The following is a 12,914-nucleotide window of genomic DNA, read 5'->3' as shown; positions in this document are numbered from 1 at the left end:
CGAGTAATCAGCGCTCGAGCAGGGCCGACATGGCTTCGAGCTGGAATTGGGCGGCGGTGGCACGAGCGGACTGTGCCCCCGCATCGGGGTCGGCGCCGGCGGCCAGCAGCGCGCGCACATTGTCCTCGTGCTGAGTGAAAACGGCGCAGGTCAAGGCCGACTGCCCGCGCTGGTTCAACCGCTGCACATCGGCGCCGCGCGCCAGCAGTGCGGCCACGAGATCGGCGTGCTGGTTGTAGGTGGCCAGGATCAACAGGGTGTCACCCTTGTGGTCGGTCAGATCCACCGGAACACCCTGATCGATCACCGACAGCAGGGCCTCGGTGTTGCCCTGCCGGGCGAAATCGAACAGCGAATTCAGGAATTCGATCTGGTCGTCGGTGAGCTGGGGCTGCGGCTCGGAGCCGGGCTCGGGCTGAGTGGTCATGCGATCCAGACTAATCGGCGCACCGGCGAGATGCACGATCCTGCATAATTATGTAGACTCTTGCATAGTCAACATGAAGTCGCAGGAGGACGCATGAAGGAACGCATCGTACTGGCCTATTCCGGCGGTCTTGACACCTCGGTGGCCATCGGCTGGATCGCTGAAGCCACCGGTGCCGAGGTCATCGCCGTGGCGGTTGACGTCGGACAGGGCGGAGAGTCCCTGGAGACCGTGCGTCAACGCGCCTTGGACTGCGGTGCGGTGGAAGCATACGTTGCCGATGCCCGCGACGAATTCGCCGAGCAGTACTGCTGGCCCACCCTGAAGGCCAATGCGTACTACATGGATGCGTACCCGCTCGTCTCCGCGATTTCCCGCCCGGTGATCGTCCGTCACCTGGTGGCCGCTGCCCGGCAATTCGGCGCCTCCACCGTGGCCCACGGCTGCACCGGCAAGGGCAACGATCAGGTGCGCTTCGAGGTCGGCATCCAGACCCTGGGCCCGGACCTGAAGTGCATTGCCCCGGTCCGCGACCTCGCCCTCACCCGTGACAAAGCGATTGATTACGCCGAGCGCAACAACCTGCCGATCGAGACGACGAAGAAGAACCCGTTCTCCATCGACCAGAATGTATGGGGCCGGGCGGTCGAAACCGGATTCCTCGAGGACATCTGGAATGGCCCGACCAAGGACGTTTACTCCTACACCGATGATCCGGCCTTCCCGCCGGCACCGGATGTAGTGACCGTGACTTTCGCCCAGGGCGTGCCGGTGGCACTCGACGGTCGAGAGCTCTCCGCGCTGCAGATCATCGAGGAGATGAACCGCCGCGCCGGCGCCCAAGGCATCGGTCGCATCGACATCGTCGAGGACCGACTAGTGGGCATCAAGTCCCGCGAAATATACGAAGCTCCCGGCGCGATGGCGCTGATGGCCGCCCACCAGGAACTTGAGCGCGTCACCCTGGAACGCGAGCAGGCCCGGTTCAAGAAGACGGTCGACCAACGCTGGACCGAGTTGGTCTATGACGGCCAGTGGTTCTCCCCGCTGAAACAGAGTCTTGACGTCTTCATCGACGAGACCCAGCGCTACGTCAACGGTGAGATCCGCATGGAACTCCATGCCGGCCGCGCCACCGTGCAGGGCCGGCGCTCCGAGACCGGGCTGTACGATTTCAACCTGGCCACCTATGACACCGGCGACTCGTTCGACCAGTCCTCGGCGCGCGGGTTTATCGACATCTTCGGCCTGTCCGCCAAGACCGCTACCGAACGTGACCAACGCGTCGAAGGTCAGGCCTCGCTCGACGACGTCGCCCGCCTCAGCAACGACGTCTGACCGTCACCCGCCCCGACTCATCACCACCCCACAGCTCGAAGGATACTGAGACGATGACCGCATCCACGCAGCCGGACCGCCATGGCACCAACGAGGGATCCCTGTGGGGAGGCCGTTTCGCCGGTGGGCCCGCCGATGCCCTGGCCGCGCTCAGCAAGTCCACCGATTTTGACTGGCGCCTGGCCCGTTACGACATCGCCGGCTCCCGCGCCCACGCTCGCGTGTTGCATCGCTCAGGCCTACTCACCGATGACGAGCTGACCGGGATGATCGAGGCCCTGGACCGCCTCGAAGCCGATGTCGTCTCCGGTGACTACGTCGCTGCTGAATCCGACGAGGATGTCCACGGCTCCCTGGAGCGCGGCCTCATAGAACGCGCAGGGGTGGACCTCGGCGGCAAGTTGCGCGCCGGCCGCTCCCGGAATGACCAGATCGCCACGCTGGGCCGGATGTTCCTGCGCGACCACGCCCGACTGATCTCGGTCGGTGTGCTCGACACCATTGACGCGCTCATCGCGCAGGCGGAAGCGCACCCCTATGCGCCGATGCCGGGCCGCACCCACCTGCAGCACGCCCAACCGGTGCTGTTGAGCCACCATCTACTCGCCCACGCCTGGGCCATGCTGCGTGATGTGCAGCGCTTCATCGACTTCGACGCCCGCGCCGCGGTGTCTCCTTATGGCTCCGGCGCTCTGGCCGGATCCTCGCTGGGACTGGACCCGAACGCCGTCGCCGCCGAGCTGGGCTTCGATTCCGCAGCCTGGAACTCGATCGACGGCACCGCCGCCCGCGATGTCTTCGCCGAATTCGCCTGGATTTCCGCCATGATCGGCGTCAACCTGTCGCGCATCAGCGAGGAAGTCATCTTCTGGGCCACCAAGGAAGCCTCCTTCGTCACCCTCGATGACGCCTTCTCCACCGGCTCCTCGATCATGCCGCAGAAAAAGAATCCCGACGTCGCCGAGCTGGCCCGCGGCAAATCTGGACGCCTCATCGGCGACCTCACCGGGCTGCTCGCCACCCTCAAGGGGCTGCCGTTGGCCTACAACCGCGACCTGCAGGAAGACAAGGAACCGGTTTTCGACGCCGCTGACACCCTGGAGTTGTTGCTACCGGCCGTCTCTGGGATGATCGCTACGCTGCGCTTCAACACCGAGAAAATGGCCGAACTGGCACCGCAGGGCTTCGCGTTGGCCACCGACATCGCCGAATGGCTGGTCCGGCAGGGCGTGCCCTTCCGTGTGGCCCACGAACTCTCGGGCGAAGCCGTGAAGCTAGCCGAATCCCGCGGCGTGGAACTCTGGGACCTCACCGACGAGGAGTACGCCGGCGTCTCCGAACACCTCACCCCCGACGTGCGCACCGTGCTGACCACTGAAGGATCCCTGCGCTCGCGCAGCTCCCAGGGTGGCACCGGGCCCGACGCCGTCGCCGCGCAGCTGGAAGAACTGCAGCGCCAGCTGGCTCCGGTGCGCGATTTCGCCGCCTCGAACCCCTCGGGAGTGCTGGACCGCTGAGTCTCATCAGGCCAGCCTCACCGCCCGGTTCACTCTGGCGACACCCTCCATTCACCGGGCAACCGGTAGGATAGGTGCTCGTTGTAACACTTCGGGACGGGATGATTCGAGTATGACTGGGGCCGATTCGGCAGTTCGCGATCGTTATCAGGCCGAGCTGGCCGCGGAGCAGGACTATGTGGCCACGCTCTATGTGCGCCTGGACCAGTTGCGCGATGAGAAGCGAATGCAACTCTCCCAGGTCCGCCGCTCCGGGTTGCAGGGCTCCCTGCAGAACCAGTCCGAACGTGACGCCTTCGCCACCCTGTATGAAGACCGGCTCGCCCAGCTCTCCGCCGTGGAAGACCGACTCGCTTTTGGTCGACTTGATCTCGACGACGACCAGACCCGCTACGTCGGGCGCATCGGGCTCACCGATGAGGAACAGCAGCGCCTCCTCGTGGACTGGCGTGCTCCAGAAGCAGCATCGTTCTACCAGGCCACCGCGTTCCAGCGACAGTCGGTACGCCGTCGTCGTCACCTGTTGATGAGCGGGCGCAGCGTGGTAGGGCTCGAAGACGATGTCCTCTCCGAGACCGACGCCGACTCATACTCCACCGTCTCGGCCGCACTGCTCTCCGCCGTCACCGCCCGACGCACCGGCCAGATGGGCGACATCGTCGCGACCATCCAGTCCGAACAGGACGCCATCATCCGCGCCGACCTGCCTGGAGTCCACGTGGTTCAGGGCGGCCCCGGTACCGGCAAAACTGCTGTTGCCCTGCACCGGGCGGCCTACCTGCTCTACACCCACCGGGAGCGCCTCGCCTCGGCCGGCGTGCTACTGGTGGGTCCCTCCCAAGCGTTCATGAACTACATCGATCAGGTGCTGCCCTCCTTGGGCGAGACCGGCGTAGTGATGAGCTCTCTGGCTCGGTTAATGCCGGGCATCGACGCTGTCCCCGAAACCTCCCGGCGGGCCGCCGCGATCAAGGGGCGGCTCGATATGGCGGAGGTGATTGCCGACGCCGTGGCCGATCGTCAGCGTCTCATCGCCGCCAAGCGTCGTGTCACGGTCGAGGGAACCACGCTCACGGTGCGTCCCGGCCAGATCCGCCGCGCCCGCGACAAAGCTCGCGCCACCGGAAAACCGCATAACCAGGCCCGCGCCACCTTCGTGAAGATCATGGTGAAGAAGCTCGCCGAGCAAATGGAAGAGATCCTCCAGGACGGCTCCGGCGGCAAAAACCAAGCCGACCGCTCCTACCTGTTGGAAGAGGTTCGCCAGTCCCGTGAGGTCCGGATCCTGCTCAACCTGTGCTGGATGCCCATGACGCCGGAAAAACTGGTCTCGGACCTGTTCTCCAAGCCGGAGTTTCTCGCTCGGCTAGCCCCACAGCTCAGCGACGACGAGCGTCAGCTGCTGCTGCGTGACCCGGACGCACCCATGACCGAATCCGATGTGCCCCTGCTCGATGAGGCCGCCGAATTACTCGGCGAGTACGATGTCGCCCGCGCCGCCCAGGCCGGTGCCGAGAAGCGCCAGCGCGAGCGCGACGTCGAAAACGCCCGCGCCGCCCTGGACAACGTCCAGCAGGTGCTGGAAGACATCGGGGTCGGTGGCAGCCTGGATGCCGAGACCGTGGCCGACGCGCAGGCGGTCACTCCTGAGCGCCGTTCCGCGGCCGAACGGGCCCGCAGCGATCGCACCTGGACCTTCGGCCACGTCGTGGTGGACGAAGCCCAGGAACTCTCACCCATGCAGTGGCGACTGCTGATGCGCCGCTGCCCGATGCGGTCCTTCACCATCGTCGGTGACATGGCCCAGGCCTCATCGGCCGCCAACAACTCCTCCTGGGGGCAGATCCTTGCCCCGTTCGTGGGCGAGCGATACACCCTCAACGAGCTGACCGTGAACTATCGCACCCCGGAGAAGATCACTTCTCTGGCCACCGACGTCGCTCGCGGCGCCGGGATGACCATCGCCACCCCGGAAGCTCTCCGTGCCGGTGAGCACGATCCCGTGGTGCGCACCATTGCCGCACCGGATTTGGCCGAGGCCGTCGTCGAGGGCATTCAGACCGATGGTGCCCTGTCGCCAGGGGGACTCATTGGTGTCATCGCCTCCACCGCTAGCTACGCAGCCATCCATGAGAAGCTCGCCGCCGTCATGCCCGAGCGTCTCTGGACCGGCGGGATGGCACGCGCCGATCGTGACGTCGCCCTGGTCACCGCACATCAGGCCAAGGGGTTGGAATACGACGCCGTGATTCTGGTGGAACCCCACGAGATGATCGACGACGCCGACGGGGTTATCGGTGACCTCTACGTCGCCATGACCCGCGCCACCCAGACCCTCCGAGTGTTGGCCAGCTGTCCGCCGGCAGAGCTACCGCGCGGGCTGCGCGCGGTGGTCATCGAAGAAGACTGAGACGCAACACACCGACCAGCGAACCCGCGTCCGCAACGAGTCCTGATAGATTCCACAACGTGAGTACTGCATCGCCCGTCCTGTCCCGGCAGGCTAATGATCCCTCGTTCCCCAATATTTGGCAGGAACTGAAGTGGCGCGGCCTGGTCCACGTCTCCACTGATGAGGCCACGCTGGAAGAAGCTCTGGCCGGCGATCCGATCACCTATTACTGTGGTTTCGATCCCACCGCAGCGTCCCTGCACCTGGGTCACCTCGTGCAGTTGCTGCTGTTGCGACGCCTACAGTTGGCCGGCCACAAGCCCCTGGGCCTGGTGGGCGGATCCACCGGACTCATCGGTGATCCTCGTCAGACCTCCGAGCGCGTCCTGAACACCAAGGAAGTCGTGTCCGAGTGGGTCGAATCTCTCGGCAACCAGGTCAGCAATTACCTCTCCTTCGATGGGGACAATGCCGCGCGGATGGTCAACAACCTGGACTGGACCGGTGGCCTGTCCGCATTGGATTTCCTGCGCGACATTGGTAAGCACTTCCGAGTGGGCACCATGATCAAAAAAGAGATCGTAGCGAAGCGTCTGAACTCGGAAGAGGGAATCTCCTACACCGAATTCTCCTACCAAATCCTGCAGGGACTGGATTACCTGAACCTGCACCGCGATTACGACTGCGTGCTGCAGACCGGTGGCTCGGACCAGTGGGGCAACCTCACCTCCGGTACCGAGTTGGTGCGCAAGGTCGAAGGTCAGCATGTGCACGCCATTGGTACCCCGCTGATCACCAATGCGGACGGTACCAAGTTCGGTAAGTCTGAGGGCAACGCCATCTGGCTGAACCCCGAGATGTGCTCGCCCTACACGTTCTACCAGTTCTGGCTCAACACCGCCGATGCCGATGTGGCAGACCGCCTCAAAGTGTTCACTTTCCTGACTCGCGATGAAATCGCGGAGTACCAGCAGAAAGTGGAGACCGAACCCTTCCGCCGTGAAGCGCAGCGCCGACTAGCGTGGGAAGTCACGTCCCTGGTGCACGGGGAGGAGCAAACCCAGAAAGTCATCGATGCTTCGGCCGCGATATTCGGTGGGGGAGAGCTCGAAGGAATTGACGAAGATACTTTGACCGCGGTGGGCACCGAACTGAATCACGTCGTTCTTCCTGCTACCGACGATCACTCGATCATTGATCTGTTGGTGAAGTCGGAACTGGTCGGATCCAAATCCGAGGCACGGCGGACCGTCAAAGATGGCGGCGCCTACGTGAACAACGTCAAGATCACCGACGAAGCTCAAAGCTTCGGTTCCAACCAGGCTCTTCATGGTCGGCATCTTCTGGTGCGCCGTGGCAAGAAGAATATGGCTATGGTGAGCCTCGAATCTGAGGTCTGAATCACATTGTGTGGTCATCGGGCGCGCTGACAGCAGAAAATCGGCGGATTTCCGCGGATCTGAGAAATCAGAACCGCAGAAATCCGCCGATTTTGTTCCTCCTCAGAATCGTGTGTATAGTCTTCTATGTCGCAAGGCAGCACGGGGCGAACAGCCCGGAAAAGTGCCCGTGACCAACTCCGAGAAACAGGTTGACAACTACGGCAGATTATCTGCTAGAGTTGAAATCCGTCGCTCACCTCCACTTCACCAAGAACTACGGCGAAAAGCCGATTTGACAAGGTGAACAAAGAGGAAATAGAGTTGAAAATCGCTGGTAACGGAAACCGACCGAAATAACGGGTCGTGAAAGTTGCAAAGCTCCTGTTGTTTGAGAACTCAATAGTGTGCCAAGTTTGTTGATGCCAATTTTATTTATTGGTAATTACTTCTCCTGGGGTGCCTCGTCGCTCTCAGGGGAGTTTTTGCTGGGATTTTGGGGCGTGCTGGTTTTTCCGGCTGGTGCGTTTCCTTTTTCTTTTTGTATTTTTTTACGGAGAGTTTGATCCTGGCTCAGGATGAACGCTGGCGGCGTGCTTAACACATGCAAGTCGAACGATGAAGACTCCTGCTTGCAGGGGTTGGATTAGTGGCGAACGGGTGAGTATCACGTGAGTAACCTTCCCTTGACTCTGGGATAAGCCCGGGAAACTGGGTCTAATACTGGATATGACCTTTCACCGCATGGTGGAAGGTGGAAAGATTTATCGGTCTTGGATGGACTCGCGGCCTATCAGCTTGTTGGTGAGGTAATGGCTCACCAAGGCGACGACGGGTAGCCGGCCTGAGAGGGTGACCGGCCACACTGGGACTGAGACACGGCCCAGACTCCTACGGGAGGCAGCAGTGGGGAATATTGCACAATGGGCGCAAGCCTGATGCAGCGACGCCGCGTGAGGGATGACGGCCTTCGGGTTGTAAACCTCTTTCAGTAGGGAAGAAGCCTTTCGGGGTGACGGTACCTGCAGAAGAAGCGCCGGCTAACTACGTGCCAGCAGCCGCGGTAATACGTAGGGCGCGAGCGTTATCCGGAATTATTGGGCGTAAAGAGCTCGTAGGCGGTTTGTCGCGTCTGCTGTGAAAGCCCGGGGCTTAACTCCGGGTCTGCAGTGGGTACGGGCAGACTAGAGTGCAGTAGGGGAGACTGGAATTCCTGGTGTAGCGGTGAAATGCGCAGATATCAGGAGGAACACCGATGGCGAAGGCAGGTCTCTGGGCTGTTACTGACGCTGAGGAGCGAAAGCATGGGGAGCGAACAGGATTAGATACCCTGGTAGTCCATGCCGTAAACGTTGGGCACTAGGTGTGGGGGACATTCCACGTTTTCCGCGCCGTAGCTAACGCATTAAGTGCCCCGCCTGGGGAGTACGGCCGCAAGGCTAAAACTCAAAGGAATTGACGGGGGCCCGCACAAGCGGCGGAGCATGCGGATTAATTCGATGCAACGCGAAGAACCTTACCAAGGCTTGACATGTGCCAGATCGCCATAGAGATATGGTTTCCCTTTTGGGCTGGTTCACAGGTGGTGCATGGTTGTCGTCAGCTCGTGTCGTGAGATGTTGGGTTAAGTCCCGCAACGAGCGCAACCCTCGTTCCATGTTGCCAGCGGGTTATGCCGGGGACTCATGGGAGACTGCCGGGGTCAACTCGGAGGAAGGTGGGGACGACGTCAAATCATCATGCCCCTTATGTCTTGGGCTTCACGCATGCTACAATGGCCGGTACAATGGGTTGCGATACTGTGAGGTTGAGCTAATCCCAAAAAGCCGGTCTCAGTTCGGATTGGGGTCTGCAACTCGACCCCATGAAGTCGGAGTCGCTAGTAATCGCAGATCAGCAACGCTGCGGTGAATACGTTCCCGGGCCTTGTACACACCGCCCGTCAAGTCACGAAAGTTGGTAACACCCGAAGCCGGTGGCCTAACCCTTGTGGGGGGAGCCGTCGAAGGTGGGACTGGCGATTGGGACTAAGTCGTAACAAGGTAGCCGTACCGGAAGGTGCGGCTGGATCACCTCCTTTCTAAGGAGCTTTCTTCAACACGTTTTTGCTGGGTCGCCTTGGTGGTGGCCTGGTGGTGTTGGGGTGTTGTCCTGTTTCATCGCCGAGTGTGTGGTGGCAGTGACTGCTCATGGGTGGAACATCAACATTCTTTGTGCCGTGCTAAGTGCATGGCTGGCGATCCTGGTAGTACTACTGATGCTTTTTGAGTGTCGGGTGTGGAGGCCGTGGGTTGTTGGTCGTGGTGTTAGGTGGGTTTCTTTGGTGCACTATTGGGTCCTGGGATAACAGGACTGGCAAAGTTGTTTTGCTGGGACGATGGTTGTTCTAGTTTTGCCTGTCGCATGGGCTGGCCTGCTGGTTTTGGTGGGTTGGTTGGTGTGTGTGGGTTGTTGTTTAGGTAACTATATAGTGGACGCGAGCATCTTATTTTTGTGACACATGCTGCGTTGAGTGGTGTGTGTTAGTCGAGAGTATTTGTTTGTTATCTGTGTGATGACCGCATCATCATCATGGCTGGCCGGCCTCTTTTTGGGGTGGTTTGGTTGTGTGTGGTGTGTGGTTGTTTTTAGCTCATTATTTATGATGATGGCTTAGTGTTTTGTGGCTAAGTTGTTAAGAGCACATGGTGGATGCCTTGGCAGTAGGAGCCGATGAAGGACGTGGGAATCTGCGATAAGCCTGGTGGAGTTGATAACCGAGCGTTGATACCAGGATGTCCGAATGGGGAAACCCCGCACGACGCGTTCGCGTGTTCGTGTGACCGCTGGTTGAACACATAGACCAGTTGGAGGGAACGCAGGGAAGTGAAACATCTCAGTACCTGCAGGAAGAGAAAACAACAGTGATTCCGTGAGTAGTGGCGAGCGAAAGCGGATGAGGCTAAACCTGGAGCGTGTGATACCCGGCAGGGGTTGCGTTTCAGGGGTTGTGGGAGCATGCGTGATGGGTCTGCCGGCCTGTTGCAGTTGGTGCGCGTTGAGACGAACAGGTTTGGTTGCCTGACCGTAGAGGGTGGAAGTCCCGTAGTTGGTCTGCGTTGCGCTGCTGGTGTGTTTCCCGAGTATCACGGGGCCCGAGAAATCCCGTGTGAATCTGCCAGGACCACCTGGTAAGCCTAAATACTTCCTACTGACCGATAGTGAATCAGTACCGTGAGGGAATGGTGAAAAGTACCCCGGGAGGGGAGTGAAATAGTACCTGAAACCATGTGCTTACAATCCGTCAGGGCCTGGATCTTGTGTCTGGGTGATGGCGTGCCTTTTGAAGAATGAGCCTGCGAGTCAGTGATACGTGGCAAGGTTAACCCGTGTGGGGTAGCCGTAGCGAAAGCGAGTCTGAATAGGGCGTTTGAGTCGCGTGTTCTGGACCCGAAGCGGAGTGATCTACCCATGGCCAGGTTGAAGCGTGTGTAAGAGCACGTGGAGGACCGAACCCACTTAGGTTGAAAACTGAGGGGATGAGCTGTGGGTAGGGGTGAAAGGCTAATCAAACTCCGTGATAGCTGGTTCTCCCCGAAATGCATTTAGGTGCAGCGTCGCGTGTTTCTTCCTGGAGGTAGAGCTACTGGATGGCTGATGGGCCCTACAAGGTTACTGACGTCAACCAAACTCCGAATGCCAGGTAAGTGAGAGCGCGGCAGTGAGACTGTGGGGGATAAGCTTCATAGTCGAGAGGGAAACAGCCCAGATCATCGGTTAAGGCCCCTAAGCGTGTGCTAAGTGGGAAAGGATGTGGAGTTGCTGAGACAACCAGGAGGTTGGCTTAGAAGCAGCCACCCTTGAAAGAGTGCGTAATAGCTCACTGGTCAAGTGATTCCGCGCCGACAATGTAGCGGGGCTCAAGCACACCGCCGAAACCGTGACAATGAACCGTTTGGTTTGTTGGGTAGGGGAGCGTCGTGTACGTGGTGAAGCCGCAGTGTGAACTAGTGGTGGAATGTGCACGAGTGAGAATGCAGGCATGAGTAGCGAAAGACGGGTGAGAAACCCGTCCGCCGGATGACTAAGGGTTCCAGGGTCAAGCTAATCTGCCCTGGGTAAGTCGGGACCTAAGGCGAGGCCGACAGGCGTAGTCGATGGACAACGGGTTGATATTCCCGTACCGGTGGTAAACCGTCCATGCTGATCTGGTGATACTAACCACCCGAACCTGCCTAGATCACCCTTCGGGGTGACGTGGCAGGGGAGCGTGGGACCTGAACTGGGGAGGCAAACGTATTAACAGGTGTGACGCAGGAAGGTAGCCAGGCCGGGCAATGGAATCGTCCCGGTCTAAGAGTGTAGGGTGTCTGGTTGGTAAATCCGCTGGGCGTGTGCCTGAGACTTGATGGGCTCCCACGATGTGGGAGATCTGGTGATCCTATGCTGCCTAGAAAAGCATCGGCGTGAGGTTGACACTGCCCGTACCCTAAACCGACACAGGTAGTCAGGTAGAGAATACTAAGGCGATCGAGAGAATCATGGTTAAGGAACTCGGCAAAATGCCCCCGTAACTTCGGGAGAAGGGGGGCCCCAACCGTGACACCTACTTGCTGGGTGGAGCGGGTCAGGGCCGCAGAGACCAGGGGGAAGCGACTGTTTATCAAAAACACAGGTCCATGCGAAGTCGTAAGACGATGTATATGGACTGACTCCTGCCCGGTGCTGGAAGGTTAAGAGGACCTGTTAGCTGCACTTGTGTGGCGAAGCGGAGAATTTAAGCCCCAGTAAACGGCGGTGGTAACTATAACCATCCTAAGGTAGCGAAATTCCTTGTCGGGTAAGTTCCGACCTGCACGAATGGAGTAACGACTTCCCCGCTGTCTCAACCGTGAACTCGGCGAAATTGCATTACGAGTAAAGATGCTCGTTACGCGCAGAAGGACGGAAAGACCCCGAGACCTTTACTATAGTTTGGTATTGGTGTTCGGTATGGCTTGTGTAGGATAGGTGGGAGACTGTGAAGCCCTCACGCTAGTGGGGGTGGAGTCATCGTTGAAATACCACTCTGGTCATAGTGAACATCTAACTTCGGCCCGTGATCCGGGTCAGGGACAGTGCCTGATGGGTAGTTTAACTGGGGCGGTTGCCTCCTAAATGGTAACGGAGGCGCCCAAAGGTTCCCTCAGCCTGGTTGGCAATCAGGTGTTGAGTGTAAGTGCACAAGGGAGCTTGACTGTGAGAGTGACAGCTCGAGCAGGGACGAAAGTCGGGACTAGTGATCCGGCGGCTCGTTGTGGAACGGCCGTCGCTCAACGGATAAAAGGTACCTCGGGGATAACAGGCTGATCTTGCCCAAGAGTCCATATCGACGGCATGGTTTGGCACCTCGATGTCGGCTCGTCGCATCCTGGGGCTGGAGTAGGTCCCAAGGGTTGGGCTGTTCGCCCATTAAAGCGGTACGCGAGCTGGGTTCAGAACGTCGTGAGACAGTTCGGTCCCTATCCTCTGCGCGCGTTGGAGAATTGAGAAGATCTGTCCTTAGTACGAGAGGACCGGGACGGACGAACCTCTGGTATGTCAGTTGTACCGCCAGGTGCATGGCTGATTGGCTACGTTCGGGATGGATAACCGCTGAAAGCATCTAAGCGGGAAGCCGGCTTCGAGATGAGTTCTCCTTACAACTTGTTGTGTGAGGTTCCCAGTAGATGACTGGGTTGATAGGCTGGGTGTGGAAGCGCGGACTAAAGACGTGTGGAGCTGACCAGTACTAATAGACCGAAGACTTAATCACAATTTTTCACTTGTAGGTAACAAGCGTTGTTTGCGTCCACTGTATGGTTATGTGAACACCAGCCCGTTGGGTTTGTGTGTTGATAATT

At 59.5% G+C, this 12,914-nt stretch carries 5 protein-coding genes and 2 rRNA genes; 6 read left to right on the top strand and 1 reads right to left on the bottom strand.

Annotated elements, in window-relative coordinates:
• Positions 1–7 precede the first annotated feature (7 nt).
• The gene (locus tag P8192_RS09295; RefSeq protein WP_278156481.1) at positions 8–427 is read right to left on the bottom strand and encodes an ankyrin repeat domain-containing protein; all 420 of its coding nucleotides are present in this window, start codon (positions 425–427) and stop codon (positions 8–10) included.
• A 93-nt stretch (positions 428–520) separates the two neighbouring features.
• On the opposite strand from P8192_RS09295, the gene P8192_RS09290 reads away from it, so the two are divergent.
• From P8192_RS09290 to P8192_RS09265, 6 genes are all read left to right on the top strand, one after another.
• On the top strand, positions 521–1,765 hold the full coding sequence (locus tag P8192_RS09290; protein WP_278156478.1) for an argininosuccinate synthase: 1,245 nt from the start codon (positions 521–523) through the stop codon (positions 1,763–1,765).
• 53 nt (positions 1,766–1,818) lie between these two features.
• Entirely contained in the window at positions 1,819–3,282 is a 1,464-nt protein-coding gene (gene argH, locus P8192_RS09285; RefSeq protein ID WP_278156476.1) for an argininosuccinate lyase, read from the top strand.
• A 112-nt stretch (positions 3,283–3,394) separates the two neighbouring features.
• Entirely contained in the window at positions 3,395–5,692 is a 2,298-nt protein-coding gene (locus P8192_RS09280; RefSeq protein ID WP_278156474.1) for a HelD family protein, read from the top strand.
• A 59-nt stretch (positions 5,693–5,751) separates the two neighbouring features.
• Positions 5,752–7,074 (top strand): tyrosine--tRNA ligase, encoded by a 1,323-nt coding sequence (gene tyrS / locus P8192_RS09275; protein WP_278156472.1) that lies wholly within the window; start codon positions 5,752–5,754, stop codon positions 7,072–7,074.
• 529 nt (positions 7,075–7,603) lie between these two features.
• Positions 7,604–9,133 (top strand): 16S ribosomal RNA (locus P8192_RS09270).
• Positions 9,134–9,717: 584 nt separating this feature from the next.
• Positions 9,718–12,826 (top strand): 23S ribosomal RNA (locus P8192_RS09265).
• The 16S and 23S rRNA genes sit together here, the layout of an rRNA operon.
• Positions 12,827–12,914: the final 88 nt, after the last annotated feature.

The sequence above is a fragment of the Citricoccus muralis genome (assembly GCF_029637705.1).
In the GTDB taxonomy this organism is placed as follows: Bacteria; Actinomycetota; Actinomycetes; order Actinomycetales; family Micrococcaceae; genus CmP2.
The sequence above is the reverse complement of the archived record's forward strand: the minus strand, read 5'-3'. Positions and strand labels throughout refer to the sequence as shown.

What these genes read in the sequence shown, in the direction of transcription:
- P8192_RS09295 (WP_278156481.1), bottom strand. Translation starts at nt 427, where the DNA reads ATGACCACTCAGCCCGAGCCCGGCTCCGAGCCGCAGCCCCAGCTCACC.
- P8192_RS09290 (WP_278156478.1), top strand. Translation starts at nt 521, where the DNA reads ATGAAGGAACGCATCGTACTGGCCTATTCCGGCGGTCTTGACACCTCG.
- P8192_RS09280 (WP_278156474.1), top strand. Translation starts at nt 3,395, where the DNA reads ATGACTGGGGCCGATTCGGCAGTTCGCGATCGTTATCAGGCCGAGCTG.
- argH (WP_278156476.1), top strand. Translation starts at nt 1,819, where the DNA reads ATGACCGCATCCACGCAGCCGGACCGCCATGGCACCAACGAGGGATCC.